Origin of the sequence: Leclercia sp. UBA2479, from assembly GCF_002341985.1 — a bacterium.
GTDB lineage: Bacteria > Pseudomonadota > Gammaproteobacteria > Enterobacterales > Enterobacteriaceae > Enterobacter > Enterobacter pneumoniae.
Genome location: NZ_DDPB01000004.1, coordinates 117,414 through 136,587, shown reverse-complemented (window position 1 = coordinate 136,587; position 19,174 = coordinate 117,414). Strand labels below are relative to the sequence as shown.

Sequence of the window (19,174 nt, the reverse complement as noted above, 5' to 3'; positions counted from 1 at the left end):
CGCAATTTTTATACAGCCGCCAGGACTAATTAAATTTGAACAAAGGTAACAGATAGCGCTGCGCCTCTTCCGTGATAGCGTCAAAGTATTCCGGTTCAAGGGTGCGCCATAAACGCTGATACCAGACATCATCCCCTTCGCCGCGCACCATCATATTGCCCTCGTAGGCCTGCAGGAACTTGCTACGCGCTTTTTGCAATGTGGCCTCATCGGTTAACATGACATTGTTTGTCGCGTCGTAACAGGTTTTTACCCATGCCCCCCCACTTTCTGGCAGCAGAAGTAGCGGTTGGTTCATTCCTTGCAGATAACCGGCAACGAGCTGTTCCAGATAGTGCATAGCCTGTTCCGCCGGAAGCGGCGGGAAGCGCCACTCGCCATCCTTGCGCACAAAGAGCCGGCTTTCGCCTTCACCGCCACTGGCACAGTAGACAAGATGTTCCAGCCAAAGTTGCAACCCTTGTGAAACACTCAACATCGCCGGGCGCCAGCGCAGCAGGCCATCCGGCTGTACATGCTGTAGCCAACCGGTGAGCGGAATACCGCTGCATTCGAGATCGATCTCCATACTGATACCCGGCTGGCGACATTCAATCACGCGGGAAGCGAGCGTCTGCATCTCCTGACACTGAGTCTCCCAGACGATTTCGCCAAAGGCGCCATAGGGTAGCTGCCCCGCAGCGCGAAAACGACGAAACAGCATGTCGGCATCTTGCTCATCGACCAGCGCATTCAACAGTTGCTGATTAAGCTGATAACGGCTTAGTCCCTCCAGGGTAAAGGGCTCCGCATCGGGGATTTCGCTCTCTTCAGAGCGGAAGTTGACCTGCAGGCGCATCTGGAAAAAAGCGCGCACAGGGTGCGCCCAGAAACGCTGTAACTGCTCGAAGGTAATGGCGGTGATGGACAGCGCGGGCAGCGGCTGTATAAAGTCGGTATGGGCTTTGCCTTCTCTCTTCGCCGCCGGTAACCATTCGCGGGCATAGCTCTGCTGCTCGCTTGCCACGTAGTTGGCTGGATCAAATGGCATGCGGCTGTGATAGCAGGTGATATGCGCTTTCACCCGCTTCTCGCTCTCGTCACAGTTACGTTCTTCATCGCCCGGCAGGTAATGGCTCTGCCCGATATAGTCCACCAACTCCTGCACCAGCACGGAGGGGAAACGTTCGCTGTTATCCTGAATGGAGCGACCGATATAGCTGATGTAAAGTTTTTGCTGAGCTGAGATCAAGGCTTCAAGGAACAGATAGCGGTCATCATCACGACGACTACGGTCGCCACGCTGGGGATTCTGGCTCATTAGATCGAAGCCGAGCGGGGCCAGCGCGCGTGGATAGACACCGTCGTTCATCCCTAACAGGCAGACCACCTTGAACGGAATGGAGCGCATTGGCATCAGAGTACAGATGTTAACCGGCCCGGCCAGGAAGCGCTGGCTGATACGCTCCTGATCCAGACGCTGGGTCAGTTCGTCGCGCAGCAGAGAGAGGGGAATCGCTTCGCCATAGTGAGAATTTACCCCCTCTTCGATGATCGCCTGCCACTGCTGCTCAATCAGCGCCATTGCCGCTTCAGTCTCCTGGTCGGGCAGGAAAAAGTCGTTCAACATTTCCCGGGCGACTGGCAGCCACGCTTCCAGCTCCCGGCTCTCCATCAGCCTGCTACGCCAGCGATTAAGCTGCATCAGCAACGAGGCAAGATGCCCAACCAGTTCGGCAATTAAGCCGCTTGATTCGTCGTAAGGTAGAACGTCGTTCCACTCCCCCTGGCTGCTCTCCATGGCATAGCCGAGCAGCATACGGGTCAGCCCGAATTGCCAGGTGTGCTGGCCCGTCACGGGCAGTTCAAACGCCTGCACGTTGTCGTCATCCATCCCCCAGCGCACGCCCGATTCGTTTACCCACTGGCGCAGGTAACGTAGCCCCTCTTCATCAATGTCGAAACGGGCAGCCAGCACCGGCACGTCCAGCAGCGCCAGTACGGTTTCAGGCACAAAGCGGCTGTCTGGTAGCGTAAGCAGACTAATAAAGGCCTGCAGGGCCGGATGAGACTGGCGCGCGCGACGGTCAGATACGGCATAGGGAAGATAGCGATCGCCCGTCGCGCTGCCAAACACCGCCTGAATAAAAGGACTGTAGCTATCGATATCGGCCACCATGACCACGATATCGCGTGGAGTGAGCGACGGATCGTCCTCAAGCATCGCAAGCAGTCTGTCATGCAGCACTTCTACTTCACGCTGCGGACTATGGCAGATATTGATGGTCACGCTGCGATCCTCGGGATCAAGCAGGCGTTTTCTATCGCTGCGGGCAAACTCATCGGCAGTGATTCCCGCGACGGCACTGTTTTCCAGATCCAGAATATCCAGTTGGACGTTATGCAGCAGGTTGTCGGGCGTGATATCTACAAACGCATCCACATCCCCTTCACCCGTTTCCGTGATCTCTGAAAGCATGTAGATATAGTCGCGTCCCAGCTTGCCCCAGGAGGCCAACAAAGGATTCGCCAGCTCATGGATCCCTTCATCGTTAAAGCGTTGCGCCGCCGTCTCGCTGTCTTTGAACAGCGGGACACTGCGCTCATCGAAAAGACGACGCCGCTGACGGGTCAGCCTGCGTGCCAGCCAGCGGGCATCCTGAATATCACCCCAGTAGTGACGACAGGGATTGGTAAAGAGAATGTGGATATCAATGTGTTTACCCAGCGCATTAAGCGCCTTCAGGTAGACCGGCGGCAAAGCAGAAATACCGCAGATAAAGACCCTTGAAGGCAGGCCTTCTGGTGCAGAGTCTGCAGACTCCAGCATGGCGATGAAACGCTCATATAAATTGGCACGGTGCCAGCGGGGCTGCCCCAGCGCGTGCGTATGTTCCACCAGCGCCTTCCAGAGCGGGGCCTGCCAGATTTGCGCCTGATCCAGGCCATCAATCAGTTCACCCGCTTCCCAGCGGGTGAGCCATTCCGGGCGATAGACCAGATACTGGTCATAGAGATCCGCCGTCCGCGAGGCCAGCTGGAAGAGTTTTCGCTTATCCGTATCATCGTTGAGATAGTGCCGCAGCATGGCAAACTCATCGCGGGGTAACATATCGGGCAGAAGCGACATTAGCTTCCAGCTCATGCTCTGCTTATTGAACGCGCTCTGTTCTGGAATTTCTGGCAACACGCGGACGAACATATCCCAGATAAAGCTGGCGGGCAGCGGGAAATCAATATTGGCGGCGATACCAAATTTTTGCGACAGGGACATCTGCAGCCATTGGGCCATACCGGTGCTTTGAACCAGGATCATCTCGGGTTCAAAGGGATCGTCGAGCCGTTGCTGTTCGACGATGAACTCCATCAGTGCTTCCAGCACATCCAGGCGGTTTGAGTGGTAGACCCTTAACATAACTGCTCTCAACTATTTGCTGATTGGACAGTGCAGGCGTGTCATCTGCCCCTGTCGACCTTGTGGAGAAATAAGTGTGACCGAGATGCTGACACATCCGGCGTGCGTTGTCTGCCCCCGGTTTATTTGCCAGCCTTCCGGGAGAGCGCTGGCGTGGAGCTGAGACTGGTTCCAGCCATGGCGCCAGAGCTGGCGATAGTGATCGAGCATGACGAACCGGCTGGCCAGGGCACGATGATAGCCCGCCAGCATCGTGACGACCATGATCATCAGCGCCATTGCCAGTAACACCTCGACAATACTGAATCCACGCTGTCTGCTGATTATTTTGCCTGACACAGTGCGGCCTCCTTTATGGGGCAAAAGTCGCTCCAGCCGTGGCGGGAAAATACGACCTCACCGGAGGTAATGCTCCCTAACCGCCACAGCGTGCTGCCTTCGCTGCCGGCAATCAATAGACGCTCGTCATCCCCAACAGGACGCAGACACGCCCACCACGTCTGGCTGGGATGCTTTTGGCATTGCTGCGCAGCGACAGGCTGCCAGCCAAGGGTGCGCGCCCACTCCATCGCTGACTGCGCCCCGGCCTGCTGCTGTATAGCATGACGTTCAGCATTGACGATGAACAACAGCGTATTCAGTTGCTGGTTGTGCCCGGCCAGCAATAGCGAGCCCAGCATGAGAATCATCAATACCATTGCCAGCGAAGAGATCCCTTTTTGCCGCTTCACAGGTTATACCCCGTCACACTGTGATAGGCCTGGAAAACCCGCCCCTGCCGACCTGCAAACGCGGCAGAAAGTGCCAGGGTAAGCTCCGGGGCAAACCCCGCTCGCTGCATCTTTTCTACTTTAAAATGAACAACCGTGACCCTGTCCGGATCCGTTATCCGCTCCCAGCCTTTACCCCGACAGGATGTGGCCCCGCGCAGCGTCTCCAGTGCCCCGGCATTCAGACGAAATCCCGTTTGCTCCGCCGCCGTTTGTGGGGTGGTTTCCCAGCGGCCATTACTGTTTTCATCCCATTGCACAATGACGCACTCACCCTGCGCGCTAAGCTCTAACGCAGCCCCCTGACAGGTGCCGGCGCAGAAACCCGCGCGCTGCAGATGTTTCCCTATACCCGCTAATCGCAGCCCGATCTCCTCTTCAATTTCCTGCTGCGCGGTTTCCGTTTGCAGCGCCCGCTGCAGCCCCGGCAGGAAACGGACGGCACTGAGCAGCAGCAAGCTGCTGATGGCCATCGCGATCAATACTTCCGTCAGTGAAAAGCCTGTCTGTTTTAGCGGCATGCAAATTCTCCCTTTGCGCTGCACATCCTGATGCGACCCCAGGATGAGACAATCACCAGCCACTCCCCCGCCGGGCTTTGAAGGTAAATGCGCCCGGCCCAGGCCGTATCCCGAAGCCCATAAAAGCCTAGCCCGGGCGTGATCGCTTTGACGCTGATGGCTGGCCAGAGGGGGATTAGCACCCAGGGATCATGCTGCTGGCACGCGACTGCCTGTTCCCTTCGCAGGCACCACTGTTGACCGCGCTGCCCGAGTACCACCCTATGGTCGCGGTTATTACGCCAGGCGTCGTTGCGCAGCATAACCAGATAGTCACGTACCTGACGTGCGGTCTGCCAGAGTTGTTGCTGTTGCTGCCAGCTTCGCCAGCCATACAGCCCCGCCGCGCTTAGCGTCACGACAAGCGAAATAGCCACCAGCGTTTCGATGAGCGTAAAGCCCTTTGCGATTTTCATGTGCGGAGTGTGGCGCAGCGGCGAAGCGCTGGCGACAGGCAAGTCGGCGGTTTACGAGGCGGTTTCCACGCTTTTTTTGACATTGCAGCCCATTGCAAACAGGGCGGAAGCAGGGCCGCAAAGAGAGATTACAGGCAAAAAAAACCGGCGCCCTGGGGCACCGGTTGTGTCAGCATGACCGGGTCAGATCGCGACCGGGGCCTTGATGCCAGGGTGCGGGTCGTAGCCCTCGATTTCGAAGTCATCAAAACGATAATCGAAGATAGAGTCGGGCTTACGCTTGATCACCAGTTTCGGCAGGGCACGCGGCTCACGGGTGAGTTGCAGATGGGTCTGCTCCATATGGTTGCTGTACAGGTGGGTATCTCCGCCCGTCCAGACGAAGTCACCCACTTCCAGATCGCACTGCTGCGCCATCATATGTACCAGCAGCGCATAGCTGGCGATGTTAAACGGCAGGCCGAGGAACACATCGCAAGAGCGCTGGTAGAGCTGGCAAGAGAGCTTACCGTCTGCCACATAGAACTGGAAGAAGGCGTGGCATGGCGCCAGCGCCATCTTATCCAGCTCGCCGACGTTCCAGGCAGAAACGATGATCCGGCGCGAATCCGGGTCATTCTTCAGCTGGTTCATCACGGTGGTGATCTGGTCAATGTGACGGCCATCTGGCGTAGGCCAGGCGCGCCATTGCTTGCCGTATACCGGCCCCAGATCGCCGTTCTCGTCGGCCCATTCGTCCCAGATGGAGACATTGTTTTCATGCAGATACGCAACGTTGGTATCACCCTGCAGGAACCACAGCAGCTCATGGATAATCGAGCGCAAATGGCAACGCTTGGTGGTGACCAGCGGGAAGCCCTCTTGCAGATTGAAGCGCATCTGGTGGCCAAAAATGGAGAGCGTACCGGTGCCGGTGCGGTCGTTTTTCGGCGTGCCCTCATCGAGCACTTTTTGCATCAGGTCAAGATACTGTTTCATGAGACCTCAGGAAAGCTGTTGCTGTGGGCGACGACGATAAGCCCAAATCATCATGATAATACCCGCGACAATCATCGGGATGGAGAGAATCTGCCCCATGCTGATGTACTGCACCCACTCGCCGGTGAACTGCGCATCCGGTTGGCGGAAGAATTCCACGATAATACGGAACGCCCCGTAACCTATCAGGAACAGACCCGATACGGCCCCCATTGGACGCGGTTTGCGGATAAAAATGTTCAGAATGATAAACAGCACTATGCCTTCCAGCGCCATTTCATACAGCTGAGACATGTGTCGCGGCAGAACGCCGTAGGTATCGAAAATCGATTGCCATTCTGGATGCGAGGGCAGCAGCGCCATATCTTCCGCGCGGGAAGCCGGGAAGAGCATGGTGAAGGAGACGTTAGGATCAACACGTCCCCACAGCTCGCCGTTGATAAAGTTACCGAGACGACCTGCACCCAGGCCAAACGGGATCAGCGGCGCGATAAAATCTGACACCTGGAAGAAGTTACGTTTGGTGCGATAAGCGAAGATCACCATCACCAGAATGACGCCAATCAGGCCGCCGTGGAACGACATGCCGCCATCCCAGACGCGGAACAGATAGAGCGGATCGCTGAGGAACACCGGGAAGTTGTAAAACAGCACATAGCCGATACGTCCGCCGAGGAATACCCCGAGGAAGCCGGCATAGAGCAGATTTTCAACTTCGTTTTTGGTCCAGCCACTGCCGGGACGGGAGGCGCGACGGCCTGCCAGCCACATGGCAAAGATGAAACCAACCAGATACATCAGGCCGTACCAGTGAAGCGCAACGGGTCCAATTGAGAAAATGACCGGATCAAATTCCGGAAAATGCAGATAGCCACTATTCATCTGTCACCACAGGATCTTGTTATTCCGCCGAAAAGAGGTGGACAGCGGTAAAAATGCCGCCCGTGTTTATCGGGGGCTCCAGGGTTGCGAATCATAGCACAAGGGAGACGGCGACGCGGTGGTGAAGTTGTAAAAGATATGTATACCCTCTCGTCACCGGGAGGGTATCGCTTTTTAGCGCCCGCCGCGAATCAGGCCCCCCATCCCACGGCGCTCCATGAAGGCCGCAACCTGATGACGTACCTCTGTCGCCAGTTGGGCTTCGAGACTGCGCTGGGCCAACTGCTGCGCGTCTTCATATTCAATATGGCGTAACAGGTATTTGACGCGCGCCACGGAACGCCCGTTCATGGAGAGGTGGCGGAAGCCCAGGCCGACGAGAATCGCTACGCACATGGAATCACCGGCCATTTCGCCGCAGAGCCGCAGGTCGAGACCCTGCTGTTCTGCTTCCCGGGCAATCATCGCCAGCGCACGCAGCATGGCCGGGTGCAGGCTGTCGTAGATACTCGCCACACGGGTATTGTTACGATCGACCGCCAGCATGTACTGCGTGAGATCGTTGGTGCCCACGGAGATAAAATCGACGCGAGAAGCCAGCTGGGGCAGCATGAACACCATTGAGGGTACTTCAAGCATCACCCCGATACGTGGTTTCGGGATCGCATAGCCGATCATCTCTTCTACTTCGCGCCCGGCGCGTTCGATCAGGCGTTTCGCCTCGTCAATCTCGTCGATGCTGGTAACCATCGGCAGCAGAATACTGAGATTGCCGGTCGCGGCGTTGGCTCGTAGCATGGCCCGCACCTGGATCAGGAAGATCTCAGGCTGATCGAGCGTAATCCGGATCCCACGCCAGCCGAGGCAGGGGTTCTCTTCGCTGATCGGCATATACGGGAGCTGCTTGTCCGCCCCCACATCAAGGGTACGCAGCGTGACAGGTTTATCATTGAACATCTGCAGCATGCCCTGATATTGCGCGACTTGCTCCTCTTCGGACGGGAAGCCGCTTTGCAACATAAAGGGGATTTCGGTGCGATAAAGTCCAATGCCGTCGATACGGCTACCCAGCTTTTCTTCATGCTCCGGGCTTAAGCCAGCGTTGAGCATGACTTTGATTCGCTCGCCGCTTTTCAGCGCAGCGGGCAGGTTAACATCGTCTTCTGCCAGACGACTCAGCTCATTCTCTTCAACAATAAGCTTTTGATATTCTTGCAGGACTACCGGTTCAGGATCGACCAGCAGTTCTCCGCGATAGCCATCCACCACCAGCGTACGGCGATGCAGTACTGAAGGCTGGATGTCTGCCCCCATGACCGTTGGGATCCCCAGCGCGCGCACCATGATGGCAGCATGCGAGTTAGCTGCCCCGTCGCGCACGACAATCCCGGCGAGGCGATCTTGCGGCAGCTCCGCCAGCGTAGTCGCTGACAGCTCATCGGCCACCAGCACAAAGCGTGCAGGCCAGGTATTGGGTCCCTGAATGGTGTCGTCAAGATGGAAGAGCAGGCGCTGACCCAACGTACGCAGATCCCCTGCCCGCTCTTTCAGATAGCCATCGGTCAGGGCCGCAAACTGCTCGGCAAATTTTTCGATGACCTTTTTGACCGCCCACTCGGCCACCGAGCCATTATCCACCTCAGCAAAAAGCTCCCGACGCAGACGCGCATCTGACAGCAGGTGGGAGTAAAGATCGAAAATGGCGGCCGTCTCTTTCTGCGCACCGGCGGCAAAGCGTTTACTGTAGCGGCGAAACTCACTGGCTGCCTCTTCCAGCGCGCCGGTTAGTCGCTCTCGCTCAAGGGCGGTGTCCAGCGTAGAGGCTTCGTAAACCTGCTCCATTAACGGCAGGGTTGCGTCCATCCAGCCTTCGGCGATGGCGACGCCCGGCGAAGCAGGCAGCGCGCGTATGCGCGTCTGGCGATATTGACCAAACAGCGCCGCGAGCTGGGACTGGGAGAGTATGGCTGCCATTTGCGTGGCCAGCGTTACGAGAAAAGACTCTTCACTTTCGTCGTACTGACGCAGTTCGCGCTGCTGAACGACCAGCACGCCAAGCAGCTGACGACGCTGAATAATGGGAACGCCCAGAAATGCCCGGAAGCGTTCTTCTTTTACGGAGGGGATATATTTAAAGCTGGGGTGTTTCTGCGCATCCGCCAGGTTGATAGGCTCAGCAAGGCGCCCAACCAACCCGACGATACCTTCATCAAATGCAAGCGCGACGGTACGGCCGCGTGGTTTTTTCAAACCTCGCGTGGCCATCAGATAATAACAACGCCGATCATGGTCGGCCAGGTAGACCGAACAGACCTCAGTTTCCATCGCAAGACAGATGTCAGTGACCAGAATATCCAGCGCCTCGTTGAGCCGTGGAGCGCTGGCCACCTTCTCGACTATTTCTCGCAGGCGGGTGAGCATAATGTGCGTAGCTTAACCTCTTTTACGTCGCCAGGCAGGTGCACTTTGCGGCTTAGGAGGGGCCTCCTGAAGCGTCATGACGGCACTTGCGAACTCTTTCATTACCCTGCGGTAAACGTCGCGTTTAAACGACACGACCTGACGGACAGGATACCAGTAGCTAACCCAGCGCCAACCGTCGAACTCCGGCGTGCTACTGCTTTGCATGTTGATATCTGCGTCGCTGCTCACCAGTTGCAGAAGAAACCATTTTTGTTTCTGGCCGATACATACCGGCTTTGTGTCCCAACGCACCAAACGTTTTGGTAATTTGTAACGCAACCAGTTGCGGGTCGAAGCAAGGATACGAACATCCTTCCGGCTTAAGCCAACTTCTTCGTACAGCTCCCGATACATCGCTTGCTCTGGGGTCTCTCCGGGGTTTATCCCACCCTGGGGAAATTGCCAGGAGTGCTGGCCATATCGGCGGGCCCACATCACCTGCCCCTGACGATTACAAATTACGATTCCGACATTCGGGCGGTAGCCATCGTCATCAATCACCGGACTACCTCAAACTAAACTTTATATACAAATGATTGTTTCACACTCCAGTGAGGCGGTAAACCACTCTCTTACAGCCCTGCGGCGTAATAACATTTGAATAACTCACAAATTTCATCTGAGTTATAAACAGATGACCGAGCCGAAAGACGATTTTATTCACTTTTTCTGTGGATAGAGTTGTGAAGAAGTATGGAATTACCGATGGACAACCCAGATTACTCTTAATGATACGTAAAAATGGCACCCAAACAAAAGCTTTAAATACAGGGTATTACCCTGTTAATTCACTGCATAACATCGGTTAATGTGATGCAGGTCACAGGCAAGATCATCGTATTGATGAAAGATCCACCAGCGTCGGTTTTATCCACAGATTGTGCCAATAAGTTAGGCACATTTTGTCTGATTTTTCGATTTTGACCATACGTCAAGGCTGTAAATGGAACCAGTAGTCAGGGTTATCACCACTTATCCCACTTTTCTGTGGATAACATGGTGTAAGATCCTGTTCATTGTCAGTGACCAGATTTGAACAACCTTTTTGTGTTCGAAAAATTTCGCCTTAAAAGGTTAAGAAAATCGTTATAAATCATTGGTCTGTTTTCTTTATAAAGAACGGGATAAACTCATTCTCGATCGTGTATAACAACTGCTCATTTTTTAACCAATAGGTTCGTTATGTTTTCCCTCGTACCGTTAAGCTCTCCACCTGACAGCGAAGCACAGTTAATGGCCCAGGCCCAGCGGCTGGCTGGCTACTCTTTGGGGGAGTTGGCGCGGCTTGCAGGTTTACCCATTCCGCAGGATCTGAAGCGTGATAAAGGCTGGATCGGTCTCTTGCTGGAGGTGTGGCTGGGTGCCAGCGCCGGCAGCAAGCCGGAGCAGGATTTTGCGGCGCTCGGGGTAGAGCTCAAAACCATCCCGGTGGATAGTCAGGGTAAACCGCTGGAGACGACCTTTGTCTGTGTGGCACCACTGACGGGGAATACCGGGATCACCTGGGAAACCAGCCACGTGAAGCATAAATTGAACCGCGTCCTGTGGGTGCCGGTTGAAGGGGATCGGGCTATTCCACTGGCAGAACGGCGAATCGGTTCGCCGCTGATCTGGAGCCCTGACGAAGAAGAAGATCGGCAACTGCGGCTGGACTGGGAAGAGTTGATGGATATGATTGTCCTTGGCCAGGTTGAGCGTATCACTGCGCGTCACGGAGAGGTGTTGCAATTGCGTCCTAAAGCCGCCAATAGCAAAGCCCTGACCGAGGCCATTGGTACACATGGCGAGCCCATTTTGACCCTTCCGCGCGGCTTTTACCTGAAAAAGAATTTCACCGGCACCTTGCTGGCACGCCATTTTTTGTTGAAAACATAGTTTTTCATGGCCATTTTCGTTATATCGCCCGCAATATGAGTATTTTTAAGATTTTACTGCTTTCGGCTTCGTAACTTCTAAGTTATTACTACACTAAGAAGAGTTTGAGCCAGTTAAAGGGGGTGGATATGAAAAAATGGGCAGTGATCATTTCAGCTGTTGGTTTAGCGTTTGCCGTTTCTGGTTGCAGTAGCGATTACGTCATGGCGACAAAGGACGGTCGGATGATTTTGACTGACGGCAAACCCGAAGTCGACGATGATACCGGTCTGGTGAGCTACCGCGATCAGCAAGGAAATTCGATGCAGATTAACCGCGATGAAGTTTCACAAATTATTGAACGATAAAGATTAAGGTCAGCGCCCGCTGGCCTTTTTGATTTTTCTCTTCCCCTTTTGCTTCCCCTCTGCCATGTTTATATTCCTTTGTCGGGAGGTTCCTGACCCATCTTATAAGTCACTATAAAGGAAGCCGGCTATGCATTATCACCGTATCCCCCATAGCTCACTGGAAATCAGTCAACTGGGGTTGGGCACCATGACATTTGGTGAACAAAATAGCGAAGCCGATGCCCATGCTCAACTCGACTACGCCATCAGCCAGGGGATAAACCTGATTGATGTGGCAGAGATGTACCCGGTGCCGCCGCGCCCCGAGACTCAGGGCTTAACGGAAACCTATGTTGGCAACTGGCTGGCAAAGCATGGCAACCGTGAGAAGCTGGTCCTCGCCTCTAAAGTCAGCGGGCCGTCACGCAACAATGACAGCGGGATCCGCCCGAATCAGATCCTTGATCGCAAGAACATTCGCGAAGCGCTGGATGCCAGCCTGAAGCGTCTGCAGACCGATTACCTTGACCTCTATCAGGTACACTGGCCGCAGCGACCAACTAACTGTTTCGGCAAGCTGGGTTACAGCTGGGCCGACAGCGCGCCGGTGGTGACCCTGCTCGAAACCCTGGAAGCGCTGACCGAGTGCCAGCGCGCCGGAAAGATCCGTTATATCGGTGTCTCTAACGAAACCGCGTTTGGCGTGATGCGCTATCTGCACCTGGCCGATAAGCATGATCTGCCGCGTATCGTCACTATCCAGAACCCCTATAGCCTGCTGAACCGCAGCTATGAAGTGGGTCTGGCGGAAGTGAGCCAGTATGAAGGGGTGGAACTGCTCGCCTACTCGTGTCTGGCCTTTGGCACCCTGACGGGTAAATACCTTAACGGCGCGAAACCTGCCGGAGCGCGTAATACCCTCTTTAGCCGCTTTACCCGCTACAGCGGCGAGCAGTCGCAAAAAGCGGTGGCGGCGTATGTCGATATCGCGAAACGTCACGGTCTGGATCCTGCCCAGATGGCGCTGGCCTTTGTTCGCCGTCAGCCGTTTGTTGCCAGCACCTTGCTGGGCGCAACCTCGCTGGAGCAGTTGAAAACCAACGTTGAAAGCCGGCATCTCGAACTGAGTGAAGAGGTGTTAGCCGAGATTGAAGCGGTGCATCAGGTTTATACCTACCCCGCCCCATAACAAAAGCAAAACGGCAACCCAGAGGTTGCCGTTTTCGTCTCTGCCCTCTCCCTTATGGAGAAGGTATCAGCCCGCACAGGTTTACCGCCGACGCTGCCAAATCCAGAGCGCCGCAATCGCCAGCGCAAACAATGCGCCAAAGCCCACACCGATACCCACCACCGGCACTCCCACCTTCACCGCCAGCGAATAAAGGCCCAGCATCAGCAGCATCGCGATATTTTCGCCCAGGTTTTGTACCGCAATCGCATTCCCCGCCCCTACGGTGTGCTTGCCGCGCTCCTGCAAGAGCGCATTGAGCGGCACCACAAAGAAACCGCCGAACATACCGATCAGCAGTAACAGCGCATAGGCGGGCAACAGCGCGTGTTGTAACGTGAAGAACAGCACCGCCACACCGATGAGGATCCCCGCAGGCATACAGCGCGCCACCGTTTGCAGCGTCACCAGTTTGGCTGCCGCGCCAGCGCCCACCACAATCCCTACCGCAACCATCGCATTGAGATAGGTTGGCGTGGCGTTATCCGTGATGCCAAGCGCAACTGGCACCCACAGAACCAGCAGAAAGCGTAGCGTAACCCCGGCCCCCCAGAACATGCTGGTTCCCAGCAGCGAAAAACGCGTTTCACCGTTATGCCACAGTACGCGCACGGCATTGAAGAAGCTGGCCGTCATTGGCGTAAAGCGCCAGGATTGTCCCGGACGAGCAACCGGAAGACGCGGAATAAAGAGGTTTGCCACCACCGCCCCGGCATAGACAACGGCACACACGCCCAGCGCCGCCAGCACATGCCAGTCGGCCAGCACGCCTCCCGCCATCGATCCCAGAAGAATCGCGGCAATAGTGGAGGACTCCATTAAGCCGTTGGCTTTCACCAGCTTATCGCCGGTCGTCAGCTCTCCAAGAATGCCGTACTTAGCCGGCGAGTAAGCTGCCGCCCCCACGCCCACCAGCGTATAGCCAATAAAGGGATTAACGCCGAAACAGATGCTGGCTGCGCCAAGCAACTTCAGACCGTTAGCGAACATCATCACTCTGCCTTTCGGGAAGCTGTCAGCCACCTGCCCGACAAAGGGGGCAAAAACGATGTAAGCACCCACAAACACCATCTGCAGGATCGGCTGACTCCAGTCCGGATAGAACTGCTCTTTTAGCAGCGCCAGGGTGGCAAACAGCAGCGCGTTATCGCCGAATGCAGAGAGGAACTGGGCGGCGGTCACCGCCATCATCCCTTTCGACCACAGGGAAGTGTTAGTGTGTACTGACTCACGCATGTGGTTGTTCCGCCTCTTCAACCATCCCTTTCAGGGTCACAAAATCGGGTTTCCCGCTGCCCAGCACCGGCAATTGTTTCAGGAAACGGATATCACGCGGTACCGCCAGCTCCGGAATGCCGTGCTCGCGAGCATGCTGCAGCAGTTGCTCGCGCCTGAGCTCGCTATCGGTCGTGAAAAGCACCAGCGCCTCACCTTTACTGGCATCGCTTTTTACGACAGTGGCATGAAGTTTATCGGCAGAGACAGAGAGAGCCAGCTGCTCAACCATCTCCAGCGACACCATCTCGCCGGCAATTTTGGCAAAGCGCTTCGCCCGGCCCTGGATTTGCACGTAGCCCTGTTCGTCAAAACGAACAATATCCCCGGTGTCGTACCAGCCGGTCTCGACCTCGCCGTTCACGTTCTCTGCCGTCGGCGCTTCCAGTACGCCCGGGTTTTCAACCCGCAGATAACCGTTCATGACGTTCGGCCCTTTTAGCTGCAGCCGCCCCCCCTCTTCAATGCCCGGCACGGCCATCAGACGTGCATCCATACCCGGCAGAATACGCCCGACGGTGCCCGGCTTCGCGGCCATCGGCACATTAATCGACACGACGGGCGCACACTCGGTGACGCCGTAGCCTTCCAGAATGCGCAGGCCAAATTTATCCTGCCAAAGCTGGCGAGTGCTCTCCTGCAATTTTTCCGCGCCCGCCACCACGTAGCGAATCCGGTGGAAGTCGTACGGATTGGCGAAGCGAGCATAGTTCCCCAGGAAAGTCGAGGTACCGAAAATCACCGTGCAGTTACGGTCATAGGTCAGCTCCGGCACAATGCGATAGTGCAACGGGCTCGGATAAAGGAACACTTCCGCACCGGTCAATAGTGGGGTAAAGAGCCCAACGGTCAGACCAAAAGAGTGGAACAGGGGCAGCGCAGACATAAAGCGGTCTTTTGCCGTGAAGTCGGCGATAGTTTTAATCTGCTCTACGTTTGCCAGCAGGCTTTTATGACTGTGCACCACGCCTTTTGGGTTGCCTTCAGAACCGGAGGTGAACAGGATAATCGCCGCATCTTCTGGCTGCTGTTTGACCTGCGCAAGACGCGGGGCCAGCAGGTGCGCAAAGATCCACAGCTTATCGCCGGTTGTGACATCGGCTTTTAAATCTTCCAGGAACACCCAGCGTACCTGCGTCAGCTGTTCCGGCAGATGCCAGAGCTTGCCTTTATCGAGGAACTGGCGCGAGGTAAAGATGGTTTTGATCTGGGCGGCGGTGATGGCGCTGGTAAGCCCTTTCACCCCGGAGGTGTAATTCATCATCGCCGGGATACGCCCGCGTGAGACCGCCCCGAAAATCACCGCGGCGCTGATCCCTGCGTTCGGTAGCATCAGGCCAATTTTTTCGCCCTGCTGGCTGTATTTATCCAGGATGCGGCCCACGAACAGGGTTTTGGTCAGCAGTTTGCGATAGGTATCCGGCGCGAAATTGATGTCTTCAATACAATTCTTCTTCGCCCCATAACGATACTGGGCCGAGAGCAGTGATTCATACAGCGTTTCGCGCGGACGCACCGCCATGCGTGCTTCCATCATGATTTGGTGCAACATCTCACCGGCAATTTTGCGGCGATCGCGGGCGCGGGGCGCTTCAGGCATCGGCAAATGAGTAGGCGGCAGAATATGCAGGCTAATACGCGGGAAAAGGCGCTGTTTCACCAACCCTTTCAGACGGCTGAAATAAGTCAGCTCCGCCCCTTCAATACGCAGCGGTACCACGGTTGCCCCGGATTTAGCCGCCACAAACCCCGCGCCGTCATAAATTTTCATCAGCGAGCCGGTAATAGAGATACGCCCTTCGGGGAAGATCACCACCGGGCGACCCTGCTCAATCAGACGCACCAGATGTTTGATCATCATCGGTTTGGTGGGGTCGAGCGGCACGAAGTCGATCACTTTGGTAAGCCAGCGCATGTACCACTGTTGGCTAACGGAGGTATAGACGGCAAATACGGGGCGCACCGGCAAAAACAGCGCCAGTAAAATACCATCAATAAATGAGACGTGGTTCGGTGTGATCAGTACGCGCTCGGCGCGAAGCGCCTGAGTATCGCCCGTGAGGCGGATGCGGAAAAGAATACGGAAGAGTGTGCGAAAAAACCCAAAAAGCATTTCAACTCCCTTTGCCCAGACAATGTATGGGATGACTATAAATTGTGGCAGATTACACGAGAAGTGCGGCAGGGGCGACAGCTATATCCGGACAAAAAAAAACCTGCGCATCTGCGCAGGTTGGTGCAAGAGATGAGTACGCAGTACGTACCAAGAATTCTCACCAATCAATACCTCTGGGATCTTGATTGTGGCTGTTGGGCACGGGCTTCGCCAGCGTGAAAACGCAAGCGAATGAGCCTAAGTGCAACCAGGTGTGAATATTTCCGCCGCCTGTTACATATTGAGTTACAAGCAAAAAAAAACCTGCGTAAGAACGCAGGCTGGTGTAACGCGGTTCATCAACTGACGTTGATTCCACCTATCAATACCTCTGGGATCCTGAATGTAGCAAGGGGGGCCGGACGCCAGCCAGCGAACAATCGCAACAGCCTGCGCCAAAGTGTAAGCAAAGATTCATAATCACACGCTCCTGAAACGCCTTGCCGTGTAACGATTACACTGTTTTCGGTGATAACTCCTGCTTTTGTGATCGCCACGATTTTCCCAGGCTTGAATAGACCTCGCTTTTCCGCAACACTGTTAGGTGTGTAAACGCTTACCCAATACTGAAGGTGTTAAATGGCGACAATTAAGGATGTGGCCCGGCTGGCTGGAGTATCTGTCGCCACTGTCTCGCGCGTTATCAATGACTCCCCGAAAGCCAGCGAGGCCTCTCGCCAGGCGGTACTGACGGCGATGGAGTCCCTCAACTATCACCCTAATGCCAATGCCCGCGCCCTTGCTCAGCAGTCTACCGACACCGTCGGTCTGGTGGTGGGCGATGTCTCCGATCCGTTCTTTGGTGCCATGGTGAAAGCCGTGGAGCAGGTTGCCTACCAGACCGGTAATTTCCTGTTGATTGGCAACGGCTACCACAGCGAGCAAAAAGAGCGCCAGGCCATTGAACAACTCATTCGCCATCGCTGCGCGGCGCTGGTGGTGCACGCCAAAGTATTGCCCGATGAAGAGCTCATTCATTTGATGAAGCAGATCCCCGGCATGGTGATTATCAACCGCATTATCCCGGGCTATGAGAAGCGCTGCGTGGCGCTGGACGACCGCTACGGCGCCTGGCTCGCCACCCGCCACCTTATTCAACAAGGCCATACGCGCATCGGCTATCTCTGCTCTAACCATCAAATTTCAGACGCTGACGATCGTCTGCAAGGCTATTACGACGCGCTGCGTGAAAACGGCCTGCCCTGCAATGATCGGCTGGTCACGTACGGCGAGCCCGATGAGAGCGGCGGGGAGCAGGCGATGACCGAGCTGCTGGGACGCGGACGTAATTTTAGCGCGGTGGCCTGTTATAACGACTCGATGGCCGCCGGGGCGATGGGGGTGCTGAACGATAATGGCGTTGAGGTGCCGGGCGAGATCTCGCTGATTGGTTTCGACGACATTTTAATATCGCGCTATGTGCGGCCAAGGCTGACCACCGTGCGCTATCCGATTGTTACCATGGCAACCCAGGCTGCAGAGCTGGCCCTTTCCCTTGCTGAGAAACGCCAGCCGCCAGAAATCACCCATGTCTTTAGCCCGACGCTGGTGCGCCGTCACTCCGTTACGCCACCCGCCGAGGCGGTGAGCGAATAACGGTAGAGGTGCACCGTTTTGTCCGGGTACTCCAGCCCATCGCCGATATACTGCCAGCCGTAACGTTCGTAAAAGTCACGGCAGGCAGACCAGAGATGCAGCTCGCGATACCCGGCCTCTGTCGCCCAACGTCGTACATAATCCTGTAGTTGTCCCGCCAGCCCTTGTCCGCGTGCGGCTTCATCCACATACAGCGCTGCCAGCCAGGGGTAAAGATCCTGACGGCTAATCAGATCGCAGCGCCAGAGCCCCACCGTGCCTAGCAGACGCTCGCCGTCGGTGGCAATAAAAGTCAGCGGCAGTGCCCCGGGCGTTTGGCTGTGCTGGACGATACTGGCGAAGAACGCCTGCGGTAATCCCTCACCAAAGGCCTGCCACAACCACTGCGCGACCTGCCCCGCATGCTGGGGGGCGGCGTACAGAGGCTGAATAGTCATACCAGCTTGCCCTGGAAAAGGGGCACCGATTCAAACAGATAGCCGTCAAAATCCGGTGCGTCTTCGTCAGAAAGCTCCAGCAGGCTCTTTTTGACGTTTTCCAGATGCTGAAACATGGCCTGCCAGGCGCCCATCACGTCGCGGCGACGCAATGCCGCCAGGATCGTCTGCCGATCCCCGAGCCACTTCAGACGATAGGCGCGACTGGCAATATGCACATTAAATTGTTGCCACAGTGGACTGCTGTCCATGTGGTGCCAGACGCTTTCGACCGTTGCCAGCAGCATCTGGTTTTGCGTGGCGCCCGCCAGCACCAGGTGGAACATCTTATTGTTGTCCTGGCTATTATCATTAGCCGCAATCGCCCGCTGCTCCTGCTCAATGATCCGCCGCAGGTTGTCGATATCGGCGCGGGTGGCCATTTTAGCGGCGAAAGCGGCGATATTGCTTTCGAGTAACTGCCGGGCCTGCAGGATTTCAAACGGGCCGACGTCGCTATTGAGAAAACGCTCTTCTTCGTTTTCGTGCTCTTCCGGAATGCGCATCACATACACGCCAGACCCCTGGCGAATATCCACCGTCCCCTGTAGCTCAAGCATCAGCAGCGCTTCACGGACGATGGTACGGCTCACCCCATAGGTTTCCGCGATATTACGCTCCGGCGGCAGGCGCGATCCCACGGGATAGTGCCCCTGGATGATCTGCAGGCGCAGATCCTCGCCAATCTCCTGGTACTGCTTCTTTTCCGCCGGGACGACAGCCTTATCCACGTTATCACCTGTACTCTTTGTTAATGCGTCGGCCGGGCATCCTCCC

The 19,174-nt window shown here is 55.9% G+C and carries 17 protein-coding genes; 4 read left to right on the top strand and 13 right to left on the bottom strand.

Going from position 1 to position 19,174, the window contains the following annotated elements:
• Positions 1-25: 25 nt before the first annotated feature.
• From recC to rppH, 9 genes are all read right to left on the bottom strand, one after another.
• Entirely contained in the window at positions 26-3,394 is a 3,369-nt protein-coding gene (gene recC / locus B3B59_RS03855) for an exodeoxyribonuclease V subunit gamma (protein ID WP_286808109.1), read from the bottom strand.
• Between the two features lie 12 nt (positions 3,395-3,406).
• The gene (locus tag B3B59_RS03850; RefSeq protein WP_263616360.1) at positions 3,407-3,733 is read right to left on the bottom strand and encodes a prepilin-type N-terminal cleavage/methylation domain-containing protein; all 327 of its coding nucleotides are present in this window, start codon (positions 3,731-3,733) and stop codon (positions 3,407-3,409) included.
• A complete protein-coding gene (locus B3B59_RS03845) occupies positions 3,718-4,125 on the bottom strand; it encodes a DUF2509 family protein (protein WP_286808107.1) in 408 nt (135 codons plus the stop codon). Before B3B59_RS03845 ends, B3B59_RS03850 begins: the two co-directional genes overlap by 16 nt.
• Positions 4,122-4,685, bottom strand: a complete 564-nt coding sequence (locus B3B59_RS03840) for a prepilin peptidase-dependent protein (protein ID WP_286808105.1) — start codon at positions 4,683-4,685, stop codon at positions 4,122-4,124. The genes B3B59_RS03845 and B3B59_RS03840 overlap by 4 nt, the downstream gene beginning before the upstream one ends.
• Positions 4,676-5,140: a prepilin peptidase-dependent protein gene (locus B3B59_RS03835; RefSeq protein ID WP_046887161.1), complete on the bottom strand. Its 465-nt coding sequence runs from the start codon at positions 5,138-5,140 to the stop codon at positions 4,676-4,678. Before B3B59_RS03835 ends, B3B59_RS03840 begins: the two co-directional genes overlap by 10 nt.
• Positions 5,141-5,323: 183 nt before the next feature.
• Positions 5,324-6,118, bottom strand: coding sequence for a thymidylate synthase (thyA, locus tag B3B59_RS03830; protein ID WP_040074203.1), 795 nt, complete (start codon positions 6,116-6,118; stop codon positions 5,324-5,326).
• Between the two features lie 6 nt (positions 6,119-6,124).
• Complete coding sequence (gene lgt / locus B3B59_RS03825; RefSeq protein ID WP_040074202.1) at positions 6,125-7,000, bottom strand: prolipoprotein diacylglyceryl transferase; 876 nt, start codon at positions 6,998-7,000, stop codon at positions 6,125-6,127.
• Between the two features lie 174 nt (positions 7,001-7,174).
• Positions 7,175-9,421, bottom strand: coding sequence for a phosphoenolpyruvate--protein phosphotransferase (gene ptsP, locus B3B59_RS03820; protein WP_046887085.1), 2,247 nt, complete (start codon positions 9,419-9,421; stop codon positions 7,175-7,177).
• 12 nt (positions 9,422-9,433) lie between these two features.
• A complete protein-coding gene (gene rppH / locus B3B59_RS03815) occupies positions 9,434-9,964 on the bottom strand; it encodes an RNA pyrophosphohydrolase (RefSeq protein WP_040074200.1) in 531 nt (176 codons plus the stop codon).
• Positions 9,965-10,645: 681 nt separating this feature from the next.
• Between rppH and mutH the strand changes: the two genes are divergently transcribed.
• The 3 genes from mutH (at position 10,646) to B3B59_RS03795 (ending at position 12,856) form a co-directional block, all read left to right on the top strand.
• Positions 10,646-11,338, top strand: coding sequence for a DNA mismatch repair endonuclease MutH (mutH, locus tag B3B59_RS03805; RefSeq protein WP_046887086.1), 693 nt, complete (start codon positions 10,646-10,648; stop codon positions 11,336-11,338).
• A 128-nt stretch (positions 11,339-11,466) separates the two neighbouring features.
• On the top strand, positions 11,467-11,685 hold the full coding sequence (locus tag B3B59_RS03800; protein WP_040074197.1) for a YgdI/YgdR family lipoprotein: 219 nt from the start codon (positions 11,467-11,469) through the stop codon (positions 11,683-11,685).
• Between the two features lie 130 nt (positions 11,686-11,815).
• Positions 11,816-12,856: an NADP(H)-dependent aldo-keto reductase gene (locus tag B3B59_RS03795; RefSeq protein ID WP_046887087.1), complete on the top strand. Its 1,041-nt coding sequence runs from the start codon at positions 11,816-11,818 to the stop codon at positions 12,854-12,856.
• An 81-nt stretch (positions 12,857-12,937) separates the two neighbouring features.
• Here the strand turns inward: B3B59_RS03795 and lplT are convergent, their stop codons facing one another.
• A complete protein-coding gene (gene lplT, locus B3B59_RS03790; RefSeq protein ID WP_046887088.1) occupies positions 12,938-14,131 on the bottom strand; it encodes a lysophospholipid transporter LplT in 1,194 nt (397 codons plus the stop codon).
• Positions 14,124-16,283: a bifunctional acyl-ACP--phospholipid O-acyltransferase/long-chain-fatty-acid--ACP ligase gene (aas, locus tag B3B59_RS03785; RefSeq protein ID WP_046887089.1), complete on the bottom strand. Its 2,160-nt coding sequence runs from the start codon at positions 16,281-16,283 to the stop codon at positions 14,124-14,126. The genes lplT and aas overlap by 8 nt, the downstream gene beginning before the upstream one ends.
• A gap of 621 nt (positions 16,284-16,904) precedes the next feature.
• Here aas and galR point away from each other — a divergent pair.
• Positions 16,905-17,921 carry an HTH-type transcriptional regulator GalR gene (gene galR / locus B3B59_RS03780; RefSeq protein WP_040074193.1) on the top strand — a complete coding sequence of 339 codons (1,017 nt, stop codon included), beginning with the start codon at positions 16,905-16,907 and terminating at the stop codon, positions 17,919-17,921.
• Here galR and B3B59_RS03775 read toward each other — a convergent pair.
• Together B3B59_RS03775 and B3B59_RS03770 are read right to left on the bottom strand one after the other, a co-directional pair.
• Positions 17,882-18,358 (bottom strand): GNAT family N-acetyltransferase, encoded by a 477-nt coding sequence (locus B3B59_RS03775; RefSeq protein WP_046887090.1) that lies wholly within the window; start codon positions 18,356-18,358, stop codon positions 17,882-17,884. The genes galR and B3B59_RS03775 overlap by 40 nt on opposite strands.
• A complete protein-coding gene (locus B3B59_RS03770) occupies positions 18,355-19,128 on the bottom strand; it encodes a GntR family transcriptional regulator (RefSeq protein ID WP_040074191.1) in 774 nt (257 codons plus the stop codon). Before B3B59_RS03770 ends, B3B59_RS03775 begins: the two co-directional genes overlap by 4 nt.
• Between the last annotated feature and the right edge of the window lie 46 nt (positions 19,129-19,174).

Coding starts and splice junctions, on each gene's coding strand:
- mutH (WP_046887086.1), top strand. CDS start 10,646: ATGTTTTCCCTCGTACCGTTAAGCTCTCCACCTGACAGCGAAGCACAG.
- B3B59_RS03800 (WP_040074197.1), top strand. CDS start 11,467: ATGAAAAAATGGGCAGTGATCATTTCAGCTGTTGGTTTAGCGTTTGCC.
- B3B59_RS03835 (WP_046887161.1), bottom strand. CDS start 5,140: ATGAAAATCGCAAAGGGCTTTACGCTCATCGAAACGCTGGTGGCTATT.
- lplT (WP_046887088.1), bottom strand. CDS start 14,131: ATGCGTGAGTCAGTACACACTAACACTTCCCTGTGGTCGAAAGGGATG.
- recC (WP_286808109.1), bottom strand. CDS start 3,394: ATGTTAAGGGTCTACCACTCAAACCGCCTGGATGTGCTGGAAGCACTG.
- aas (WP_046887089.1), bottom strand. CDS start 16,283: ATGCTTTTTGGGTTTTTTCGCACACTCTTCCGTATTCTTTTCCGCATC.
- galR (WP_040074193.1), top strand. CDS start 16,905: ATGGCGACAATTAAGGATGTGGCCCGGCTGGCTGGAGTATCTGTCGCC.
- ptsP (WP_046887085.1), bottom strand. CDS start 9,421: ATGCTCACCCGCCTGCGAGAAATAGTCGAGAAGGTGGCCAGCGCTCCA.
- thyA (WP_040074203.1), bottom strand. CDS start 6,118: ATGAAACAGTATCTTGACCTGATGCAAAAAGTGCTCGATGAGGGCACG.
- B3B59_RS03795 (WP_046887087.1), top strand. CDS start 11,816: ATGCATTATCACCGTATCCCCCATAGCTCACTGGAAATCAGTCAACTG.
- B3B59_RS03775 (WP_046887090.1), bottom strand. CDS start 18,358: ATGACTATTCAGCCTCTGTACGCCGCCCCCCAGCATGCGGGGCAGGTC.
- lgt (WP_040074202.1), bottom strand. CDS start 7,000: ATGAATAGTGGCTATCTGCATTTTCCGGAATTTGATCCGGTCATTTTC.
- B3B59_RS03840 (WP_286808105.1), bottom strand. CDS start 4,685: ATGCCGCTAAAACAGACAGGCTTTTCACTGACGGAAGTATTGATCGCG.